20 protein-coding genes are annotated in these 19,807 nt (G+C 74.3%); 8 read left to right on the top strand and 12 right to left on the bottom strand.

What is annotated here, in order from left to right:
- From EDD39_RS03165 to EDD39_RS03155, 3 genes are read left to right on the top strand one after another with little or no spacing between them, the layout of a single operon-like run.
- Positions 1–3,249, top strand: coding sequence for a type 2 lanthipeptide synthetase LanM (locus EDD39_RS03165; protein ID WP_123553271.1), 3,249 nt, complete (start codon positions 1–3; stop codon positions 3,247–3,249).
- A 28-nt stretch (positions 3,250–3,277) separates the two neighbouring features.
- Positions 3,278–5,545, top strand: a complete 2,268-nt coding sequence (locus tag EDD39_RS03160) for a TOMM precursor leader peptide-binding protein (RefSeq protein WP_123553270.1) — start codon at positions 3,278–3,280, stop codon at positions 5,543–5,545.
- Positions 5,546–5,598: 53 nt separating this feature from the next.
- A complete protein-coding gene (locus EDD39_RS03155) occupies positions 5,599–7,125 on the top strand; it encodes a SagB/ThcOx family dehydrogenase (RefSeq protein WP_123553269.1) in 1,527 nt (508 codons plus the stop codon).
- A gap of 82 nt (positions 7,126–7,207) precedes the next feature.
- On the opposite strand, the gene EDD39_RS03150 is transcribed toward EDD39_RS03155, so the two are convergent.
- The 3 genes from EDD39_RS03150 to EDD39_RS03140 all read right to left on the bottom strand — a co-directional run bounded on the left by EDD39_RS03150 (position 7,208) and on the right by EDD39_RS03140 (position 8,787).
- On the bottom strand, positions 7,208–7,900 hold the full coding sequence (locus EDD39_RS03150) for a response regulator transcription factor (protein ID WP_123553268.1): 693 nt from the start codon (positions 7,898–7,900) through the stop codon (positions 7,208–7,210).
- A 31-nt stretch (positions 7,901–7,931) separates the two neighbouring features.
- Positions 7,932–8,210 carry a hypothetical protein gene (locus EDD39_RS39225; RefSeq protein ID WP_162869925.1) on the bottom strand — a complete coding sequence of 93 codons (279 nt, stop codon included), beginning with the start codon at positions 8,208–8,210 and terminating at the stop codon, positions 7,932–7,934.
- A 247-nt stretch (positions 8,211–8,457) separates the two neighbouring features.
- Entirely contained in the window at positions 8,458–8,787 is a 330-nt protein-coding gene (locus tag EDD39_RS03140; RefSeq protein WP_123553266.1) for a hypothetical protein, read from the bottom strand.
- A 275-nt stretch (positions 8,788–9,062) separates the two neighbouring features.
- Here EDD39_RS03140 and EDD39_RS03135 point away from each other — a divergent pair, with 275 nt between their 5' ends.
- Positions 9,063–10,079, top strand: coding sequence for a LuxR C-terminal-related transcriptional regulator (locus tag EDD39_RS03135; RefSeq protein ID WP_030459025.1), 1,017 nt, complete (start codon positions 9,063–9,065; stop codon positions 10,077–10,079).
- Between the two features lie 349 nt (positions 10,080–10,428).
- Here EDD39_RS03135 and murJ read toward each other — a convergent pair whose 3' ends face one another.
- Both murJ and EDD39_RS03125 read right to left on the bottom strand, forming a co-directional pair.
- Positions 10,429–12,543: a murein biosynthesis integral membrane protein MurJ gene (murJ, locus tag EDD39_RS03130; RefSeq protein ID WP_244256584.1), complete on the bottom strand. Its 2,115-nt coding sequence runs from the start codon at positions 12,541–12,543 to the stop codon at positions 10,429–10,431.
- 306 nt (positions 12,544–12,849) lie between these two features.
- Positions 12,850–13,668, bottom strand: a complete 819-nt coding sequence (locus EDD39_RS03125; RefSeq protein ID WP_162869924.1) for a phosphatase PAP2 family protein — start codon at positions 13,666–13,668, stop codon at positions 12,850–12,852.
- A gap of 346 nt (positions 13,669–14,014) precedes the next feature.
- Here EDD39_RS03125 and EDD39_RS03120 point away from each other — a divergent pair, with 346 nt between their 5' ends.
- Together EDD39_RS03120 and EDD39_RS03115 are read left to right on the top strand one after the other, a co-directional pair.
- Positions 14,015–14,986 (top strand): sigma-70 family RNA polymerase sigma factor, encoded by a 972-nt coding sequence (locus EDD39_RS03120; protein WP_030918934.1) that lies wholly within the window; start codon positions 14,015–14,017, stop codon positions 14,984–14,986.
- 43 nt (positions 14,987–15,029) lie between these two features.
- A complete protein-coding gene (locus tag EDD39_RS03115) occupies positions 15,030–15,221 on the top strand; it encodes a hypothetical protein (RefSeq protein WP_123553264.1) in 192 nt (63 codons plus the stop codon).
- Positions 15,222–15,231: 10 nt separating this feature from the next.
- On the opposite strand, the gene mscL is transcribed toward EDD39_RS03115, so the two are convergent.
- The 6 genes from mscL to EDD39_RS03085 form a co-directional block, all read right to left on the bottom strand.
- A complete protein-coding gene (gene mscL / locus EDD39_RS03110; protein ID WP_123553263.1) occupies positions 15,232–15,648 on the bottom strand; it encodes a large conductance mechanosensitive channel protein MscL in 417 nt (138 codons plus the stop codon).
- A gap of 582 nt (positions 15,649–16,230) precedes the next feature.
- Positions 16,231–16,443, bottom strand: coding sequence for a hypothetical protein (locus EDD39_RS03105; RefSeq protein ID WP_244256583.1), 213 nt, complete (start codon positions 16,441–16,443; stop codon positions 16,231–16,233).
- Positions 16,444–16,477: 34 nt separating this feature from the next.
- The gene (locus tag EDD39_RS03100) at positions 16,478–16,840 is read right to left on the bottom strand and encodes a DUF6247 family protein (protein ID WP_244256582.1); all 363 of its coding nucleotides are present in this window, start codon (positions 16,838–16,840) and stop codon (positions 16,478–16,480) included.
- Positions 16,841–16,903: 63 nt separating this feature from the next.
- Complete coding sequence (locus EDD39_RS03095) at positions 16,904–17,122, bottom strand: DUF397 domain-containing protein (RefSeq protein WP_123553262.1); 219 nt, start codon at positions 17,120–17,122, stop codon at positions 16,904–16,906.
- A 152-nt stretch (positions 17,123–17,274) separates the two neighbouring features.
- Positions 17,275–17,493: a DUF397 domain-containing protein gene (locus EDD39_RS03090; RefSeq protein WP_123553261.1), complete on the bottom strand. Its 219-nt coding sequence runs from the start codon at positions 17,491–17,493 to the stop codon at positions 17,275–17,277.
- A complete protein-coding gene (locus EDD39_RS03085; protein WP_123553260.1) occupies positions 17,490–18,320 on the bottom strand; it encodes a helix-turn-helix domain-containing protein in 831 nt (276 codons plus the stop codon). The genes EDD39_RS03090 and EDD39_RS03085 overlap by 4 nt, the downstream gene beginning before the upstream one ends.
- Positions 18,321–18,515: 195 nt before the next feature.
- On the opposite strand from EDD39_RS03085, the gene EDD39_RS38880 reads away from it, so the two are divergent.
- Together EDD39_RS38880 and EDD39_RS03080 are read left to right on the top strand one after the other, a co-directional pair.
- The gene (locus tag EDD39_RS38880) at positions 18,516–18,722 is read left to right on the top strand and encodes a hypothetical protein (RefSeq protein ID WP_148089378.1); all 207 of its coding nucleotides are present in this window, start codon (positions 18,516–18,518) and stop codon (positions 18,720–18,722) included.
- Between the two features lie 48 nt (positions 18,723–18,770).
- A complete protein-coding gene (locus EDD39_RS03080) occupies positions 18,771–19,091 on the top strand; it encodes a hypothetical protein (RefSeq protein ID WP_123553259.1) in 321 nt (106 codons plus the stop codon).
- A 334-nt stretch (positions 19,092–19,425) separates the two neighbouring features.
- On the opposite strand, the gene EDD39_RS03075 is transcribed toward EDD39_RS03080, so the two are convergent.
- Complete coding sequence (locus tag EDD39_RS03075) at positions 19,426–19,764, bottom strand: FmdB family zinc ribbon protein (protein WP_123553258.1); 339 nt, start codon at positions 19,762–19,764, stop codon at positions 19,426–19,428.
- Positions 19,765–19,807 lie beyond the last annotated feature (43 nt).

Raw genomic sequence — 19,807 nt, 5'->3', positions numbered from 1 at the left:
ATGTCGCTCGACGTTCAGACCTGGCTCCGCACCGCCGGAACCCCGGGCCACGCGGCCCCGACGACCGCCCTGCTGCCCGGCCTGCCCGGCGCCGACGAGCGGCTGCACGCCGTGATCGCCGCCGCGGCCAGCTTCGAGGAACGCGCCGCCGCCCGCGACGACGGGCAGGCGCTGTTCACCCCCGACCCGGCCGAGGACCGGCGCAGCCGCACCGCCGCCGTCGAGACCTGGCTGCGCCGCGCCGCGGGCGACCAGCGCTCCGCCGGGGTGCTGCTCGACCACCTCGCCGAGACCGGCCGCCCGCTCGGCGACGGCCTGCGCCGGGTCCGCCTCGCCGACCCGGCCAAGCTGCCGTCCTGGGCGTACCCGCTGGCCGTGTTCCTGCGCGCCCAGAGCCAGGCGCCCGCCACCGGCCCGGGCGCGGTCGCGGCCGGCTTCCGGGCCGCCGCCGACGCCCTGCTGCCCGCCGGGGACGGCTCGGTGCTGGGCGTCCCGGTCACCGCGAAGGGCCGCGCCGACGTGGTCGGCACCCTCACCGGACGGCTGGTCGAGGTCGCCAACCTCACCCTCTGCCAGGAGTTCCAGCTCGCCACCGGCCGCCCCCGCGCCACCGGTTGGGACGCCGAGGGCGGCCCGGACGCCTCCGCCGCGGGCTGGCTGGCCCGGCTGGAGCGGCTGCCCGCGCTGGCCTACCTGATCGGCACCGTCTGCCGGCAGTGGCAGGAGATGTACACCGAGATGTTCGCCCGGCTCTCCGCCGACCGGGCCGGCCTGGTCGCCGAGATGTGGGGCGGCACCGACCCGGGCGCGCTGGACTCGGTGCACGGCGACGCGGGCGACCGGCACGCCCAGGGCCGCTCGGTGGCGCTGCTGCGCTTCGAGAGCGGCGCGGGCGTGGTCTACAAGCCCAAGGACATGCGGCACGCCACCGCCTTCCTCGGCCTGGTCGAGCGCCTCAACCGCGAACTGAGCCTCGACCTGCCGCTGCGCACCGTGCTGATCCGCTCCGACCGCGGCGACGACGGCCACGGCGCCTCGCTGAGCACCGACTGCTCCGGCGACTACGGCTGGGAGGAGCTCGTCCCGTCCCGCCCCTGCGCCGACCGCGCGGGCTTCGCCCGGTTCTACCGCCGCCTGGGCATGACCATCCGGCTGGTGCAGCTGCTCGAAGGCCGCGACCTGTGGGCCGACAACCTGCTCGCCGACGGCGAGCACCCCGTCCTGATCGACCTGGAGTGCCTGCTCTACCCGCGGGTCCAGGCCCCGCCGGTCCTGACGGAGAGCCAGCACGGCCTGCTGGACGAGCTGGAGACCACCGTGGTGCGCACCGCGATGGCCTTCCAGGCGTGGACCCCGGCCGGACGCACCGACGCCCTCGACATCGGCTGCCTGTCCCGGGTCGGCAGCCTGGAGACCGCCCCCGGCGTGCCCGCCCTGCCGCTGCCCGCCTACCGCCCGGTGCACGACGGGCAGCCGGCCGACCCGTGGCAGTACACCGAGGAGGTGGTCGACGGCTACCGCGAGATGCACGCGGCACTGCACCGGCTGCGCGGCGAACTCGCCGACCCCGAAGGCCCGCTCGGCGGGTTCCGGGGCATCTGGGTGCGCTACATCTGGCGCCACACCTGGGACGGCTACAAGATCCTGCGGGCCTCCACCAGCCCGCTCGCCCTGGACGACGGCGCGACCCGGGAGACCGTCATCGCCGGTGCGCTGCGCGGCGCCGTCACCGCCCGCGCGGGCGACGCCGCCCGCGGCGACCTGCTGGAGGTGGTGCTCGCCGAACTCGACTCGTTCCGCTCCTTCGACATCCCGTTCTTCCGCTCGCTGACCACCTCCTCCTCGGTGTTCACCGCCGACGGCCGGGAGGTTCCCGGGCACTTCCAGTCCACCGGCTGGCAGCGCCTGCAGCAGCGGGTCGCCGAACTCGACGGCTTCGACCTGGAGGGGCACGTCGCCGTGCTGTCCGGCTGCACGGACGCCGCCCGGGCCGGCACCGAGCAGCCCCCGGCGAAGCCGGCCCGGCCGCTGCGCGCGGCCGAACCGCCCACCTCCGGCGAACTGCTGGCCGCCGCCACGGCACTCGGTGACCGCATCCTCGCCGACCGGCGCCCCACCGGCTGGCTCGGCCAGAGCTGGTACCCGGGCACCGGCCTGCGACAGGTCGAGGCGCTCGGCCCCGACCTGACCTCCGGCACGCTCGGCATCGCCCTGCTGCTCGCCGAACTCTGGTCCGCCACCGGCGAACCGCGCTTCCACCGGGCCGCGCACGGTCTGCTCGCCGAGGCCGCCGCGCTGATCGACCCGAAGGAACCGATGGCCTTCGCGTTCGCCGGGGACTCCCGGCTGGCCTCCGGCGCTCCCGTCCCCGGCGGCTTCTTCGGCCCCGGCGCGATCATCCACGGCCTGGCCCGCGGCGGACTGCTGCTGGGCGAGACCGACTTCCTGACCGCCGCCCAGGCCCTGGTGCCCGGCGCCGTGTCGGTCGCCGAGTCCGCCTCCAACCGGCCCGGCCGCCCGGTGCGGATCCCGCACGCCGACGTCCCGCTCGGCACCGCGGGCCTGCTGCTCAACCTGCTGCGGCTGCGCCGCGCCGCGGGCGCCGGCCACGCCGACACCGACCGGGCGATCCGGCAGCTCGCCGCCGGGGCGATCGACCGACTCGCCGACGAGCACACCGCGTTCGACTTCCTGGAACTCGTCCCCGGCGGCACCGACTCGATCGCCGCCGCGCTCGCCCGCACCCTCGCCGAGGCCCCCGCGCTGCTCGCCGACCCCGAGGACGTCCGGGCCCGGCTGCACGCCCACCGCTTCGCCACCGGCACCCGCTCCGGCCGGCTCGCCTGCCTGGACACCGCCGTCTCGCTCGGCGCCGACGCCGTCGACGGGGCCGACCTCGGCGCCCTCGCCCCGCCCGTCACCGGCCCCGAACTCGCCGCCCTGACCGGCCGCGCCCTGCTCGCCGCCGCCACCGAGGCGCTCACCGCCGCCGAGGCCGGACTCGTCCACACCCTGCCCGAGGACGCCGCCGAGGCGCTGCTGCCCGGCCCGTTCTACGACGGCCGCGAGGCCGCCGCCCTGATGGTCCGCGAACTGCTCACCCGCCACCGCCTGCACGGCACCTGGTTCCCGGACCGGGCCGCGCACGACGCCGTCAACCTCGGCGCGCTGGACGGCACCGTCGCCGTCGGCCTGCTGCTGCTGCGCCTGCACGACGCCTCCGCCGCCCCGCTCGCCACCCTGCGCTGACCGCGCGCCGCTTCGAGGAGTACCCGCCATGTCCGAACTCATCGGCTTCAAACGCCACTTCACCCCGTACGTGGTCGACGGCGAGGCCGTCTACCTGGTCTCCGAGCGCGGCGTCTCGGTGGTCGACGGCAGGCTCGCCCAGGCCCTCGCCCCGCTGCTGGACGGCACCCGCACCGCCGAGCAGATCGGCGCCGCCCTGGACGGCGTCGTCCCCGCCGACAAGCTCCGCGCCGGCGTCGACAAGCTCCGCGCGGGCGGCTGGGTCACCGCCGCCGACCCGGCCACCGACCGCCCCGGCGCGGCCTTCTTCGAGATGGCCGGGCAGGACGGCGACACCGCGATGACCGCGCTGCGCACCGCCACCGTCCGGGTCGAGGTGCACGGCGAACTCGACCCGGCCCCGTTCCTGGCCGCGCTGGCCGCCGCGGGCGTCACCGCCGACCAGGACGCCGAGTTCACCGTCGCGCTCACCGACGACTACCTGCACCCCGGCCTGGCCGAACGCAACCGGCAGGCCCTCGCCGACGGCCGCCCCTGGCTGCTGGCCCGCCCGGTCGGCTCGATCGTCTGGGTCGGCCCGGTGTTCAGCCCCGACGGTCCCGAAGGGGACGGCTCGGGCTGCTGGGAGTGCCTGGCGCACCGGCTGTCCGCCAACCGGCAGTCGCTCAGCTACCTGCAGCACCGGCTCGGCCAGGACCAGCCGATCTCCACCGCCGGCGCCCACCTGCCCGCCACCCTGGCGCTCGGCACCCAGCTCGCCGCCCTGGAGACCGCCAAGTGGCTGGCCGGCGCCCGCCCGCCGCAGCCCGCCGTCACCACCCTGGACACCGTGCTGCTGGAGAGCGAGAAGCACGTCCTGGTGCGCCGCCCGCAGTGCCCGTCCTGCGGCGACGACGCGATGGTCTCCGGGCGCCAACTCGCCCCCGTCGCCTTCGAGTCCCGCCCCAAGGCGTTCACCGCCGACGGCGGCCACCGCTCCGCCTCGCCCGAGGACATGCTGGAGAAGTACCGCCCCCAGCTCAGCCCGGTCACCGGCGTGGTCACCACCCTGGTCCCCGCCGCCCGCACCCCCACCGGTCTGCGGGTCTACGTCTCCGGGCAGAACCTGTCCCGGCAGAGCGGCGACCTCAAGCAGCTGCGCACCGGCCTGCGCTCGGTCTCCTGCGGCAAGGGCCGCACCGACGTGCAGGCCCGGGCCTCCGCGCTCGGCGAGGCCATGGAGCGCTTCTCCGGCGTCTTCCAGGGCGACGAGGCCCGCCGCACCGCGACCTTCGCCGAACTCGGCGACGCCGCGATCCACCCCGAGCGCACCCTGCTGTACTCCGCGAAGCAGTACGCCGAGCGCGACCGCTGGAACGTCAAGCAGTCGATGTTCAACGTCGTCCCCGTCCCGTTCCGCACGGACGACCCGATCGAGTGGTCCCCGGCCTGGTCGCTGACCGAGCAGCGGCACCGCTGGCTGCCCACCCAGGCGATGTACTACGGCTACCGGCACAGCGGCCGGTTCTACGCCGCGGGCGACTCCAACGGCTGCGCGGCCGGCACCTCCTTCGAGGACGCCGTGCTCCAGGGCTTCCTGGAACTCGTCGAACGCGATGCGGTGGCGCTCTGGTGGTACAACCGGGTGCAGCGCCCCGCCGTCGACCTGGACGCCTTCGGCGACCCGTACGTCGACCAGCTCCGCGAGGTCTACCGCGGCCTGCGCCGGGAGATCTGGGCGCTCGACCTGACCGCCGACTTCGGCATCCCGGTGGTCGGCGCCTTCTCCCGCCGCACCGACGCCCGGCCCGGCTCGGGCACCAACGAGGACGTGCTGATCGCGTTCGGCGCCCACCTCGACCCGCACATCGCCCTCACCCGCGCCCTCACCGAGATGAACCAGTTCCTCGGCCCGGTCGCCGGGGACGAGCACGGCAGGGTCGGCTACGCGGGCGCCGACCCCGAGCAGAAGGCGTGGTGGACCACCGCCACCGTCGCCAACCAGCCCTACCTGCTGCCCGACCCGAACGCCCCGCGCTCCACCCCCGCCAGCTGGCTCCCGCTCGCGGGTCCCGACCTCGCCGACGACCTCGCCCTCGTGCAGAAGATCGTCGAGGACCGCGGCATGGAGTTCCTGGTCGCCGACCAGACCCGCCCCGACGTGGGGCTGCCCGTCGCCCGGGTGATCGTCCCCGGCATGCGGCACTTCTGGGCGAGGTTCGCGCCCGGCCGGCTCTACGACGTCCCGGTCCGGCTCGGCTGGCTGGACACCCCGACCCCGGAGAGCGAGCTCAACCCGATCCCCATCTTCATCTGACCGCACGCGGGGCAGCCGGGCCCGGCTGCCCCGCCCCTCCGGGGAGGTACACCATGACCGTCATCGAAACCCTGCCACCCGCCCCCGCCACCGGGGGCCGCCACCCGCTGCGCCGCCTGCTGCGGCTGCGCCCCGAGGTCGAGGTCACCGCCCAGGGCGCCGACGTCGAACTCGCCCACCCGTGGGGCCGCCAGCGCGTCCACGCGCTCGGCGAGCGCACCGTCGCCGCGCTGCTCGACCTGACCCGCGCCGACGCCGACCTCGACCTGCTGGCCCTCGACCACGTCCGGCTGCTCAAACTGCTCGAACGCTTCCCGTACCTGGTCACCACCACCGTCGCCGACCCGCTCGGCACCCCGCTGGCCACCGCCGTGCCGATCGCCCGCTCCGCCGCCCTGCCCGGATTCGCCCGCCCCACCGGCCAGTTGGTGCTCTCCCGGTTCGCCTACCTGCGCCGCCTGCCGGACGGCCAGGGCCAGGACGGCGAGAGCTGCGTCCTCGAATCGCCGATGGCCCCGTTCCGCCTCACCCTGCACCAGGCCGCCGCGGGCGCCTTCGTGGCGGCGCTCAGCGCCTCCCGGACCGCCGAGGAGGCCGCCCTGCTGGCCGGGATGAGCCCCGGCGAGGGCGAGGCGCTGGCCGGACTGCTGGCCGGCGGCGGCTTCCTGGACGCGGGCAAGGGCGCCGAGGCCCCGCTCTGGGACTTCCACGACCTGCTGTTCCACTCGCGCAGCCGCCCCGGCCGGCACGACTACCCCACCGGCGGCGTCTTCGCCCACCAGGACGTCCCGCAGCTGCCCGCGGTCTCCGCCCCCGGCTCCCGCGAGGAGGGCGAGGGCATCGACCTGCCCGTCCCCGACTGGGACACCGTGGTCGCCCGCGACCCCGCCCTCAGCGAGGTCCTCGAAGGCCGCCGCTCGGTACGCTCCTACGCCGACACCCCCGTCACCCTCGACCAACTCGCCGAACTGCTCTACCGGGTGGCCCGGGTCCGCCGGGTCATCCCCGGCGACCCCGCCGACCCGCACGGCTACGACGGCGTCGAACGCCCCTACCCGGCCGGCGGCGCCACCGGCGAACTCGAGGTCTACCTCTCGGTGGTCAAGTGCGTGGGCCTGGAGCCCGGCGTCTACCGCTACGACGCCGCCGCCCACCGGCTGCGCCCCCGCCCGTTCCAGCACCCGGGCGAGGAGGCCGCGTTCAGCGAACTCGTCACCGCCGCCTGGCGCGCCACCGCCTGCACCGTCGACCCGCAGGTGCTGCTCACCGTCACCAGCCGGTTCGGCCGGCTGTCCTGGAAGTACAGCCAGATCGCCTACGCGCTGACCCTCAAGCACGTCGGCGTGCTCTACCAGACGCTCTACCTGGTGGCCACCGCCATGGGCCTGGCCCCCTGCGGCCTCGGCTCCGGCGACACCGACGCCGCCGCCCGGGCGCTGGGCCTGGACTGGACGGCGGAGTCCTCGGTCGGCGAGTTCCTGATCGGCAGCCGCCCGGCCGGCGTGCCGCGCACCGCGCACGGCTTCGCGGACGTGGTGGCCGCCGCCCGCGCCGGGGAGGGCTTCGGCGAGAACTTCTGAGCACCCGTACGCAGACGCGCCTGCGACCCGTCAGCGGGAATCTGACGGGTCGTCGGCGAGCCTGCGCCTCCTCGTGCCGGTCCTACAGCCAGCCGCACTCGCGGGCGATCCGGATCGCGTCGCAGCGGTTGCGGGCCCTGGTCTTGGCGATCGCCGCCGAGACGTAGTTGCGCACCGTCCCCGGCGAGAGCGACAGCGCCGCGGCCGCCTCCCGCACCGTGCTGCCCTCGGCGATCTCGCCCAGCACCGCCAGCTCCCGGCGGCTCAGCGGCCCGGCCTGCCCGGTGCGCACCACGTCCAGCACCAGCCGCGGGTCGTACACCCGGCCGCCGCGGGCCAGTTCGCGCACCGCCGCGATCAGCGCCGGCGCCTGCACGTCCTTCAGCAGGACCCCGGCCGCGCCCTCCACCAGCGCCCGCCGCGACTCCGCCGTCCGCGGCAGGGCCGGCACCAGCAGCAGCACCGCCGCGCCCGGCGCCGCCTGCTGCACCAGCCGGGCCAGCACCGGCCCGTCCGCCTGCTCCGGGTCCAGCCCCAGCACCGCCACCGCGGGCCGCACCCGGGCCGCCGCCGCGACGGCCTCCTCGCCGCCGGCCGCCTCGGCGACCACCGCGAGGTCCTCCTCCCGGTCCAGCAGGGCCCCCAGCCCCGAACGGAACAGGTGGTGCCCGTCGGCCAGCAGCACCTGCGCCGCCGACTCCACCGCGGTCCCGCCGATCGGGAACCGGTGCGCCAAGTCCCGCTGCCCCAGCGGGCGTTCCAGTGCGGTCGTCATCCGCGCGCCTCCCCGGTCCGCTCCGGCCCGATCAGCCCCAGCCCCAGGTCCCGGACTGCTGCGGGGCGCTGGCGGTCGGGGACGGGGTCGGGCTGCCGGACGGCACCGGGCTCGGGTCCGTCACGCCGGGGCCGACCACGGTCGCCTGCGCCGCGTCGCCCGGCTGCTGCGGGCCGTCCGCGACCGCCGCGTCGGCCGCGACCACGGCGCCCGGCCGGGCCGGGCCGGCCAGTTCGGCGGCGGTGGCGACGCCGCCCACGGCCAGTGCGCCCATCATGGCAATCGTGACAAAACGGATGTTCAGCGACATGGGAGTGCCCGATCCTCTCGCGTTCGGCTGACCCCGGGCTGCCACCGGGGGTGTGGTGCGATCCGCCGCCAGGTGCCCGGTGCGGTCCGCGTCCCCCGCCGGGGGCTGCTGCCGCGTCCTCGCTCCGTCGTCCTGCCGACAACAACGAGAGTGCTCCCCGGAGCCCCTCCGTGTCAGTAGCCGGAGCTGGCACCAGAGTGCCGTGACACTGTGAGGACAGCTCCCCGACCTGCTTGTTGATGCACCGTCAGCTACGGGCGCGGTCCTGCCACAGGCCCAGCGCGAACCACGGATCCGCCTCGCAGTGCGCCACCGACCAGCCCGCCAGCGGCCCGTCCGGCCCCACCAGCGCCGCCGCGCCCGCCCGCAGCGCCCACTCCGCGGCCAGCAGCGAAGCGGCCGTCAGGAAGCAGACCGCAGCCAGCCCGTCCGCCCCCTCCCGGACCCGGGCGTGGCACACCCGGGCCCCGTCCAGCGGCAGCCGCAGCAGCGCGGCCCGCACCGGACCGGCCCCGGCGGACTCCGCGCACCGCCCCGCGGCGGACGGCGGGACCAACTCCAGGCGGATCGCGTACATCCGTCCAGCGTGGCAAATCCCGAACCGATCCGCGCGGTACGACGGGTGTCACATCCCCGCCTGGCACGAAGATGACAGTTGTCTGATGGTCTTCACGCCTCGCCCACCCGTGCGACAGAATCTCCGCAAGCCATTTCTTCACACTGACCTGTCGGCACCAGCCGGGCGCCGGTCAGCACGAATCCGGGGGGCGCGCCGCACCACGGCGCGCTGGAGGTCGACATGGGCAGAACCACGCGGACGGGCACGGACCGGAGCACGCGGAAGACCGGCCGTTGACCGCCGGCGGCCCGATCGGGCTCGACGCGTTCGGCGAGGCGGTGTACCGCGCCATGCTGCTGCACCCCGACCTCGACACCGGCGGCCTGGCCGGGCACCTCGACTCCACCGAGGCCGAGATCGGCGACGCCCTCGACCGGCTCGCCGACCTCGCCCTCACCCGCCCCGCCAGCTGCGGCACCCGCTGGCGCGCCGTCAACCCCGAACGCGGCCTCGCCGCGCTGCTCGCCCACCAGGAGGCCGAGGAGGCCCGCCGCCAGCGCGAGGCCGAACGCAGCCGCGCCGCGATGGCCGGCCTGATCGCCGAGTACGCCAGCATCCACGCCCCCGGCGCGGGCGGGCAGCGCGGCATCGAGATGCTCTCCAGCCTCGACCAGGTCCGCGACCGGCTGATCCAGCTCGCCTCCGACGCCACCGCCGAGGTGCTCTCCTTCGCCCCCGGCGGCCCGCAGCCCGCCCCCGTCATGGAGGCCAGCCGCACCCTCGACCAGGAGACCCTGGAACGCGGCGTCCGGATGCGCACCGTCTACCAGGACAGCGTCCGCAACGACCCCGCCACCGTCCAGTACGCCCGCTGGCTGCACGGCCTCGGCGGCGCCGTCCGCACCACCCCCACCCTCCCGCTGCGCATGATCGTGGTCGACAACGCCACCGCCATCGTCCCGATCGACCCCGACGACCCCCGCAAGGGCGCCGTCCTGCTGCAGAGCCCCGGCGTCGTCACCGCCCTGCGCGCCCTCTTCGACCAGGTCTGGGAACACGCCCGCCCGCTCGGCGAGAGCACCCAGCGCGACCCGCACGGCCTCACCGGCCAGGAGCGCGAACTCCTCCGCCTGCTCGCCGAGGGCCTCACCGACGAACGGGCCGGCCAGCGCCTGGGCGTCTCCCTGCGCACCGTCCGCCGCATGATGGCCGACCTGATGGTCCGGATGGACGCCCGCAGCCGCTTCCAGGCCGGCATCCAGGTCGCCGCCCTCGGCTGGCTGGAGGCGGCCGAGGACGCCTCCGCCTAGGCCCTGTCCGGTCGATCCTGCCGGGCGCACGACGCCGGGCATCCCGCCTGGAAGCACCGGCCCGACACCCGAGTACATCCAGTACGAGGGCGTCGGGCCGGCACTCCCAGCCGGGCGCCCACCGCCGCGCGCCGATCCGACAAGATCGACCGGACCGGGCCTAGTGCCGCCGCAGTTCCTCCGCCGGGGCACGCCGCGGGCGGTTCCGGTGCCGGCCGTTTGCTGCCGGGGCTGGCCGCGGGCGGTTCCGGTGCCGGTCGTCCGTCGTCCTCGCCCGCCGCGGGCGCGCTGCCGCCGCGACCCCGCCGCAGGCCCTCCGCCGCCGTCCGGGAGCCCGCCGCAGGCGGTTTCAGCGCCGGTGCTTGCCGCTGGTCGGCGCCGGGGCCGGGTACGGAATCCGCAGCTTGCGGGCGAACGGCGCCACCGAGGCGCCCACGCCCAGCGGACGGGCCAGCACGAACAGCGAGACCAGCACCGCCAGCGAACCCGCCGCCAGGCCGGTCAGACTGCCGAACAGGCCCGCGCCGAACCGCCCCGCCAGCCAGTGCGCGGCCAGCGCACCCGGCACGCAGGCCACCACCAGGCCCAGGTGCAGCACCACCAGCCGGCCGCCCTCCAGCCCGCTGCCGCGCCGCCGCACCCCCAGGTCCACGGTGGCGTTCGCCCCGGGCGCGAAGGCGTCGGTGCGCAGCACCATCGTCTCGTCCGGGCCCCCGCCCGCCCGCCGCGGTGCGGGCACCGCCGCCGGGGGGGCGCCCTTCGCCAGCCGGCGGCCCAGCGCCACGCCGGTCACCACCGCCGACAGGGTGGCCGCCACGGTGTGCGCCACCGCCATGCCGACCACCTTGTAGCGCAGCGGCAGCGTCTCGTACGCCACCCAGCACAGCGCCGCGTTGGTGCCGGTGGAGATCAGGGTCAGCCAGAACGGCGTCCGGGCGTCGCCCATCGCGTAGAAGCCGCGGGCCAGGCCGTACTGGGCGCAGAACGCGGGCAGGCCGACCGCGAAGGCCATCAGCAGCAGGCCGACCACCATCGCGTCGTCGTGCACGTGCGCCCCGGAGCCGTACCCGTACGCGGCCATCGAGATCTGCGAGCCCAGCGCGAAGAACAGCACCGCCGCGGTGACCACCATCGCCGCCGAGGAGCGCAGCACGCCCGCCAGGTCCTCGCCGATCTTCCGGTAGTCGCCCGCCGTCGCGGCCCGGGCCATGCCCGGCAGCAGCGCCGTCACCAGCGACACCGTGATCACGCCCTGCGGGACCACGAACAGCGCGTAGGCGTTGTTGTAGGCGGTGAAGCCCCGGCCGCCCAGGACGCCCGCGTCCTTCGCCGCGGTGCCCGCGCTGGTGCTCAGGCTGGTGATCACCGCGAAGGACAGCTGGGTGGCCACCACCAGGGCCAGCGCCCAGCCCGCCGCGCGCAGCGGCCGGGTCAGGCCCGCGCCGCGCCAGTCGAAGCGCGGGCGGTAGGTGAAGCGGGCCGAGCGCAGCGAGGGCAGCAGCGCGGCGGCCTGCACCACGATGCCCAGCGTCGAGCCGAGGCCCAGCAGCATGGCGTCCCCGCTGCTCACCTCGTTCGCCTCGTAGGCGTGCCTGCCCATCGCCAGGTAGCCGCCGAACACGGCGATCGCGACCACGTTGTTCAGCACCGGCGTCCACATCATGGCGCCGAACCGGTCGCGGGCGTTCAGCACCTGCCCGAGCAGGGTGAAGACGCCGTAGAAGAGGATCTGCGGCAGGCAGTACCGGGCGAAGGTGATCGCCAGTTCGCGCTGCACGGGGTCGTCGAACCCCGAGTAGAAGTCGACGATCTGCGGGGCGAACAGCCAGGCGCCGACCGTCAGCACCACCAGGATCACCCCGCACAGGGTGAGCAGCCGGTCGCTGTACGCCTGGCCGCCGTCCTTGTGGGTCTGCATCGCGTGCACCAGCTCCGGCACGAACACCGAGGCCAGCACGCCGCCGAGCAGCATCATGTAGACGATGTTCGGCAGCGAGTTCGCCACGCTGAACGCGTCACCGGCCGGGCCGGTGGCCAGCGCCGCCACGATCACCGCGCTGCGCACGAAGCCCAGCGCCCGGGAGGCCAGCGAACCCATCGCCATGATCAGGCCGTTGCGGCCGGTGGAGGAGGCGGGCTTCCCGGCCGCGGGCTTCGGGGCGGCCGGCTCCTCGCCGGCCCGCGGCGGCGGCACCGGCCGCTCCACCGGCCGCGGCGGCAGCGGGGGCGGCCCGAACTGCTCGAACGCCTGGGCGGGGATCCGGCCCAGCTGCATGGTCGGCTGGTCCTGCCCGGGGTACGGCTGCCCCTGCGGCGGGTAGGACGGGACGCCCTGCTGCCGGTACGGGTCGTGCTGCGGTCGGGCGCCGTCCGGGTGGTACGGGTCGCCCTGCGGCGGGTAGGGGGCGCCCTGGGCCTGTGCCTGGTACGGGTCGCCGGAGCCGTCCGCGGTGTGCATGGTCATCGGACCCCCCGTCGATCGGTGCCCGTCCGGCGCTGCGTGGGATGAGTGCGGGAGATCCGGCCCTGGTCCGGACTCCGCCTGCCGGTTGCAGGGTGCACCAGCCGCAGAAGTCTGCCCCACTTCGGCACCCGATGGGGAGTCGGGTGCCGACCGGCGAGGTGTTCGAGCCGGTCGCACCGGCGTCCGGGGGCCTTGCGGCACCGGCCGGGGAGCGCCGTTTGCGCCCGGAAACACGCGGAATGCTGCCCGCGCCGTTCCCCCGCCCGGAGGAGGCCGGAAACGCGGTGTGACGTTGCTCACGATCCGTCAGGAACGGCCCGGATCGCGCTCCGTGGCGGACTCCACCGGCGGCAGCGGCGGGGCCAGCACCCGCTGCACCCGGGGCCGGGCCCGCCGGCGCAGCAGCCGCACGTCCCGGCCGAACCGGCCCGGAAGCCACAGCTCCACCGCCAGCGCCGGGCCGGCCAGCGCCACCGCCGCCGCCGCCCAGCCGGCCGGCACGTCGCTCGGCCAGTGCACGCCCAGCGCGATCCTGGTCCAGCCCACCGCCAGCACCGCCAGCGCCGCCGCACCGGCCGCCGCCACCCGCACCGGCCGCTCCGTCCGCGGCCACGCCAGCACCAGCAGCGCCCCGCAGGTGACCGCCGAGGCCAGCGCGTGCCCGGACGGGAAGGACAGCCCGGAGCCGACCGCCACCGGGTCGGCGAAGTGCGGCCGGGGCCGCCCGGCCAGCGCCCGGCCGACCCCGGTCGCCGCCCAGCCCAGCAGCGTCGCCGCCACCGCCCAGCCCGCCAGCACCCGGGCGCCCAGCGCCCACAGCCACACCGCGACCGCCCCGAGCAGCGCCCGCATCACCCAGGGCGCGCCCAGGTCGGCCAGCGTCTGCATGGCGGCCGTCCACACCGGGTGGCGCAGCGCGTACCGGTGCAGCACCGACACCCAGCCCTGGTCCAGCCGGGCCAGCGGCCCCCAGCCGGTCCTCACCAGCACCAGCAGCAGGGCGAACGCCAGCGCACCCGCGAGCGCCGGCCAGGCACAACGGAGCACCCTCGGGCGTTGTACCCGGGGACGGGCCGCGGAGCGCCCGGCGGGCGCCCGGGAGCCGGGGTCGGTGGACTGGTGCATGACAGACACCTTCCCAGCACCAGGAGGCGAACCGGCGCTGACCCGATCGCAATTCGGCATCGGTTGTGCGGACGCCGCGCGAAGGCTCCGCGAAGGGTTCGCGCCGGTCCGGTGCCCGCCGCCGGTCGGGCCCGGTGTGCGCGCGGTGTCCGGAGCCGGTCACGCTGCGTGTACCGATCGGATGAAAATCGGCAGGATACTGCATCCCCGGCGGAAAACTGAGCCACTTGGGAATGTTGTCCGATTTCTGTGCGTTGGATCGTTACGTGTGAGCCACGAACGGCCCACACGGTTGTGCCGAGCGGCGGAACGGAGCGCCACCGGCAGCGTCAGTGAGGGAGCAAGCATGGCCACCCGTGCCGTCGTACGCGACAGGGCCGATCGGACTCGCACCGCCCGCCCGACCAACCTCGAAGCCGACCGTGACCTGGTCGGCATGTACCTCGACGAGATCGCCAGGACGCCCCTGCTCGATGCCGCGGAGGAGGTCGAGCTGTCCCTGCGGATCGAGGCCGGGGTCTTCGCCCAGCACCTGCTCGACGAGGAGGAGTCCCTCGACGGCGCCACCACCGAGGAGCTGCAGGCGATAGCGGACGACGCCGAGCGCGCCAAGGACGTCTTCATCCGCTCCAACCTCCGCCTGGTCGTCGCGGTGGCCCGCCGCTACCCGCGCAGCGGCCTCCCGCTGCTCGACCTGATCCAGGAGGGCAACGCCGGCCTGGTCCGCGCCGTGGAGAAGTTCGACTACTCCAAGGGCTTCAAGTTCTCCACCTACGCGACGTGGTGGATCCGCCAGGCGATCACCCGCTCCATCGCCGACCAGTCCCGCACCATCCGCCTCCCCGTCCACCTGGTCGAGGAGCTCGGCCGGATCCGCCGGGTCCAGCGCGAGAAGGCCAAGGAACTGGGCCGCGAGCCCGAGCCCGCCGAGATCGCCGCCGAGCTGGACACCACCGAGCAGCGCGTCAAGGACGTGCTGGACTGGGCCCGGGACCCGGTCAGCCTCAACATGTCGGTCGACGACGAGGGCGAGACCCAGTTCGGAGACCTGGTGGAGGACACCGGCGCGGTCTCCCCGGAGGACGCGGTGATGGTGATGCTGCGCCGCGAGGAGCTGGACGACCTGATCGGCCGCCTCGACGACCGCACCGCCTCCATCATCCGCAGCCGCTACGGCATGGAGGACGGCCGCGAGCGCACGCTGACCGAGGTCGGCAAGCAGCACGGCCTGACCCGCGAGCGGATCCGCCAGATCGAGAAGCACGCCCTCGCCGAACTCAAGAAGATCGCCGACCACGCGGGCTTCGAGGCCGCCTGACCGCCGCCCCGCCGGGGCCCGCGGCCGCCCTACAGTGGAGGACATGACCTCCCCGGACGACGCACCGCAGCCCGAGCCCCGGCCCGCCCCCGCGGCCAGGCCCCGCCTGGTCTTCACGGACCCGTTCGACCAGCAGACCTCCGACGACACCGACCGCGGCTGGGGCGACGCGTCGGGGGAGCGGGGGCTGGACTGGTACCGCAGCCAGCGGCCCCCGCACCACGGGGAGAAGTGACGTAACGGGATCAGCCGCGGCGCACCAGCGCGTCGCGGATCTCGGTGAGCAGGACGACCTCCTTCTCCTCGGTCTCCAGGGCCTCCTCCTCCAACGACTTGCGCTTCCGCATGTAGTGGTTCATCGGCAGGATCAGCAGGAAGTACACGACGGCGGCGGTGATCAGGAAGGTGAGCGCGGCGCTCAGCACCGAGCCCCAGAGGATGTAGACGCCCGAGGTGACGTTCCCGGCGGCGTCCACCTCGCAGGGGCCCTTGAGGCAGGACTTGTAGGCGGACAGGTCCTTGGTGCCGAAAACGCCGACCAGCGGGTTGATCACGCCCTTGACGACCGCGTTGATGACGGTGGTGAAGGCCGCGCCGATGACGACGGCGACGGCCAGGTCCACCACGTTTCCGCGGAGCAGGAATTCCTTGAAGCCTTTCATGCCGCGTCGAACGGCGGACACCCCCGGAGGTCACGGGTGAATCCGACCTCACCGGGTTGACGCCGGAGGGCACCCGCCCGCCCCGCCGACCGCCGGCGGAGCCCCCCGCGGCGGCCCGCACAGCAACCCCGCAGCCAGCACCAGGCACCCCACCGCCACCACCCCGCCCCGCCGCCGCACCACCCCCCGCAACCGGTGGCGACCCGACGCCACCCCCCGGATCGGCGGAAAATCAGGCACCTCACGGCGCGGCGGAACCAGCACCGCAGGCAGCGGCGGCAGCACAGAGGACGTCATCACAGAGCCTTCCCGACCGGACCCCACGGCCCCGAACAGGGCCGCGCCGGCCATCCTGCGCCCCACCCCGACACCCCGCCCCGGCATTTCCCCACCCTGTGGACAACCCCGCCCCTGTGGACAACCGACCCCACCCGCCCGGGTGAACCCCCCTGCCATCCGGCCCAACCCCCGCAACCACCCCCACCCCACCGTCCGAAGGAACCCGCGTAACCCGCCCCCACCACAGCAGAAACCCGCAGCCCGACCGCTCCGGCCTGCGGGGTTCTTGGGGGTGCTCGTCTTTCAGAGGGCAGTGACCTGGACGATGAAGACCCGTTCGAGCCGCGGAGCGATGAAGTAGTGGAACATTCCACCGGGGACGTCCACTGCCTCCATTGCGGGCCCGATGCCTTCGAAGGCCCTCCCGTCCAGGTAGAGGGCCTCGGCCATCCTCACCAGCTCAGCGGCTTTTCCTGACACCTCGGCGAGGAACTCGGCCGCAGCGCCGGCGGCCACGTACTCGGCATCGGGTGGTACTCCCAGGACCAGCTCATTCCTGGATCGCCGCCGTGGCCGCACGGAGGATCCCACCGGACACCGCAAGGTGTTCGCGGGCTTCCTCCGGGGTTTCGGCCTGTTGGGCGAGGTAGAGGCTCCGGCGGTACGTGCGCGCCGTCTCCGGGAAGCGCTCGATCTCGACGATCGTCGCCCAGTGCACGAGGAACGCGTGCACCGGTGTGAGGCTGTCCAACTCGGCGGCCCGGTTGAACGCCTTCTCCAGGTTGTCCTGCATCTTCGGCAGGAGGTTCGGCGCCACGACCGCAAGGGCGGCCTTCAGCGCGGCCGGGGACTTCGAGGGCCTCGGGATCAGTTCCTCGGCATGGTGTGCTGCCGTGCTCAACGCGTCCTCCAAGAGGTACCTCCGCCACCGTACGGCAGCCCGAGCCTCCCGAGCGGCCCGACCGTTCAGCGGGGTCTAGCCCATGGCGAAGCGGCCGGACTTGACCGCGGTGACGAAGGCGGCGAAGGCGGTCTCGGTGAAGAGCAGGGCGGGGCCCTGGGGGTCCTTGGAGTCGCGGACCGGGACGAGGCCGTGGGTGGCGGTGAACTCGGGCGCGAACTCGACGCAGTTGCCGCCATTTCCGCTGTGGCTGCTCTTCGTCCAACGGGCGCTGGACAGGTCGATGCAGGTCATGTGCGTTCCTCCCATGGCGGATGCGGTGCTCGCGGCGGCCGAGCGTACGTTCCTGGCGAAGCCGCCCGGGTGGGGTTTCCCGGTTCTGGGCATGAAGAAGCCCCGCGCGCCCAAGTGACCGGACTGCGAGGCTTTTTGGCGCTGCTGGTGCGTCAGTTGGCGTCGAAGCGGCCGGACTTGACCGCAGTGACGAAGGCGGTGAAGGCGGTTTCGGTGAAGAGCAGGGCGGGGCCCTGGGGGTCCTTGGAGTCGCGGACCGGGACGAGGCCGTGGGTGGCGGTGAACTCGGGCGCGAACTCGACGCATTCTCCGCCGTCGGAGCTGTAGCTGCTCTTCACCCATCGAGCACGGGGGAGGTCGATGCGGGTCATGAGAGTTCCTTCCGCGCAGTTCGGATCATGGCTAGTGAAGCGGCCGTTGGGAGGGACTCCACCAGGAGCCGATCGTAGCGCTTGGACCAGGACGCGACGGTCTCCCGGCTCCGCTCCACATGGCCTCGGGCCAGGGACTCCGCGTAGCCGAGCATCGACCGATCGGGAAGCGTCAGGAGGACCACCGACATCCTGAACGGGGCCCACTCGCCCAGCGTGAACGGAGCGATCTGCAGCACGACGCGGGGGCTTGCGGCCAGGGTCTCCAGGTGGGCGAGCTGAGCCGCCATCACGGCCGGCCCGCCGACGATCCGGCGGATGCACCCCTCGTCCAGCACCGCGTGGACGAGCGGCGCGGTGGGGCGTCGAAAGATCTGCTGGCGGTTCAGCAGGAAGGAGACCCGGGCCTCCGCCTGGGCCGCGGTGATGTCTCCGCGCTGTGCCGCCGCCATGGCCAAGGCCGAAGCGTAGGCAGGAGTCTGGAGCTGTCCCGGAACGACGCCCAGCTGGAAAGTACGGAGCACCCGGCACCTGGCCTCGGCCTCGACGTACTCCGTGAACCCCTCCACCAGACTCGCGTTCGAGTACAGCCGCCAGAGCTCCTGGAAGCGCGAGCCGGTGCCGAACACCTCGTCGGCCTTGACTGCGAAAGTAAAAGTTAGTGCCCGCTTACCTCGTTCGATGAGCGAGATGTAGCCGTTCGTGTAGCCCATCTGTTTGGCCAGCCTGACCTGTGACCAGTCGCGGGCCGCCCTTGACCTGGCAAGTTCCCGGCCGAAGCGCAGGGCGGGAGATGTCACCACATCAACTTCGTTGCCAGTTTCCATGGTTGTCCCCTTTGACGGACCGGATCAGTCAACGGTCAAGTCCTGGTGAGCGTAGCCGTTCCCGCCGATGCTCGTGACGCACAGAACGCAGAAAGAAGCGGACGGTGACCGGCGTGCGGGAGCTCGGTCCGGGCGCGTGGACGCTTCTCGAAACCCTCCTTGCGCAGCGCAACCATTCCCATGAGGTCAATCGTCATGCCGAACCGCCAACCCCCGGAGCCGACAGCGAAGTTGACGATCCGGGTCTACACCGTGCGGGCCGACGGGGCCCGGGTGCAGGTCTCGTCCTGCACGTCCGACGAGGACTGCTTCCCGCCGCTGGTCTCCGCGCTGATCTGGCCGGCCTGCCGGTGCCCGCGCTGCGGCGGCCGCGACGCGGTCCGGGAGCCGGACGCGGCCTGACCGTCCGGCCGTCCCCCTGCCCCCCGATACTCGAACGAAGGGACGCACGTGTTGTACACCGGACAGTCGCTGGAGGCGGTCGACGTCCTCCGGGGCTTCCTGCGGGACGGGTTCGCGGACTCCGAGCAGGCCGCCGACCTGTTGGAGCGGGCGTTCCGGCTGGCCCGGCTGGAGCCGCCGCCGGGGCTCTCGCCGGTCTACCGGAGCGACGTGCCGGCGGAGTACGGGGGTGTCGCGCTGGGGTGCGCGGGCCTGCCGTGGGTGCAGCGGCCGGCCGAGGCGCTGCTCGAACTCGCCTTCCTGCGCGGCGACCTGCACCCCGTCCGGCCCGGTGCCGGGGGTCGTCCGGTGCTGGGCGCGGCCTCGTGACCGGTGAGGAGGAAGGACTCCGGGAGCGGGCGTGGGTGATCGCCGACCGGCTGGCGGGAGCCAGTGGAGGGGAGGCCCGGATGATCACGCTTCCCGGCGGTTACCGGATCGAACTGCACTTCACCGCCCGGGCGCCGGACGAGCCCGGGGTGGTGGCCGCGATCGCGCTGGGTGACCGCTGGGGCCACCGCTACTCGCCGCCGGAGCGCAACGGCGGGGTGGCGAAGGAGAGCGTGTGGAGCGAGGTCCGCCGGTCGCCGCCCGACGGCCGACCGGCCCCGGACAGCACGGAGCCCCGTCCGGCGCGGCCGGACGGGGCTCCGTGGAGAGCGGGTCAGCTCGCGGTGGACGCGGAGCCGGAGGAGGAGCCGGAGCTGCTCTTCGCCGTCGAGGCGGCGGAGGAACCCGAGGAGCCCGACGAGGAAGAGGAAGAGGACGTGGAGGAGGTCGAGGAAGTCGACGAGGCCGACGACGAGCCCACCGAGCTGCTGGAGCTGGAGCGGCTGTCGGTGCGGTAGAAGCCGGAGCCCTTGAAGACCACGCCCACGGCCGAGAAGACCTTGCGGAGCTTCCCCTGGCAGTCGGGGCACGTGGTCAGCGCGTCGTCGCTGAACTTCTGCACCGCCTCGAGGCCGTTGCCGCACTCGGTGCACTGGTACTGGTACGTGGGCACTTTCCGCTTCCTCCTGTCACTCCCCCTGGCACTCTCACGCCAT

The organism is Kitasatospora cineracea (assembly GCF_003751605.1).
Taxonomy (GTDB): domain Bacteria; phylum Actinomycetota; class Actinomycetes; order Streptomycetales; family Streptomycetaceae; genus Kitasatospora; species Kitasatospora cineracea.
The sequence above is the reverse complement of the archived record's forward strand: the minus strand, read 5'-3'. Positions and strand labels throughout refer to the sequence as shown.

Coding starts and splice junctions, on each gene's coding strand:
- EDD39_RS03115 (WP_123553264.1), top strand. CDS start 15,030: ATGACCTCCCCGGACGACGCACCGCAGCCCGAGCCCCGGCCCGCCCCC.
- EDD39_RS03085 (WP_123553260.1), bottom strand. CDS start 18,320: ATGGAAACTGGCAACGAAGTTGATGTGGTGACATCTCCCGCCCTGCGC.
- EDD39_RS03120 (WP_030918934.1), top strand. CDS start 14,015: ATGGCCACCCGTGCCGTCGTACGCGACAGGGCCGATCGGACTCGCACC.
- EDD39_RS03155 (WP_123553269.1), top strand. CDS start 5,599: ATGACCGTCATCGAAACCCTGCCACCCGCCCCCGCCACCGGGGGCCGC.
- EDD39_RS03125 (WP_162869924.1), bottom strand. CDS start 13,668: ATGCACCAGTCCACCGACCCCGGCTCCCGGGCGCCCGCCGGGCGCTCC.
- EDD39_RS03160 (WP_123553270.1), top strand. CDS start 3,278: ATGTCCGAACTCATCGGCTTCAAACGCCACTTCACCCCGTACGTGGTC.
- EDD39_RS03165 (WP_123553271.1), top strand. CDS start 1: ATGTCGCTCGACGTTCAGACCTGGCTCCGCACCGCCGGAACCCCGGGC.
- EDD39_RS38880 (WP_148089378.1), top strand. CDS start 18,516: ATGCCGAACCGCCAACCCCCGGAGCCGACAGCGAAGTTGACGATCCGG.
- EDD39_RS39225 (WP_162869925.1), bottom strand. CDS start 8,210: ATGTCGCTGAACATCCGTTTTGTCACGATTGCCATGATGGGCGCACTG.
- murJ (WP_244256584.1), bottom strand. CDS start 12,543: ATGACCATGCACACCGCGGACGGCTCCGGCGACCCGTACCAGGCACAG.
- EDD39_RS03095 (WP_123553262.1), bottom strand. CDS start 17,122: ATGACCTGCATCGACCTGTCCAGCGCCCGTTGGACGAAGAGCAGCCAC.
- EDD39_RS03090 (WP_123553261.1), bottom strand. CDS start 17,493: ATGACCCGCATCGACCTCCCCCGTGCTCGATGGGTGAAGAGCAGCTAC.
- EDD39_RS03150 (WP_123553268.1), bottom strand. CDS start 7,900: ATGACGACCGCACTGGAACGCCCGCTGGGGCAGCGGGACTTGGCGCAC.
- EDD39_RS03140 (WP_123553266.1), bottom strand. CDS start 8,787: ATGTACGCGATCCGCCTGGAGTTGGTCCCGCCGTCCGCCGCGGGGCGG.
- mscL (WP_123553263.1), bottom strand. CDS start 15,648: ATGAAAGGCTTCAAGGAATTCCTGCTCCGCGGAAACGTGGTGGACCTG.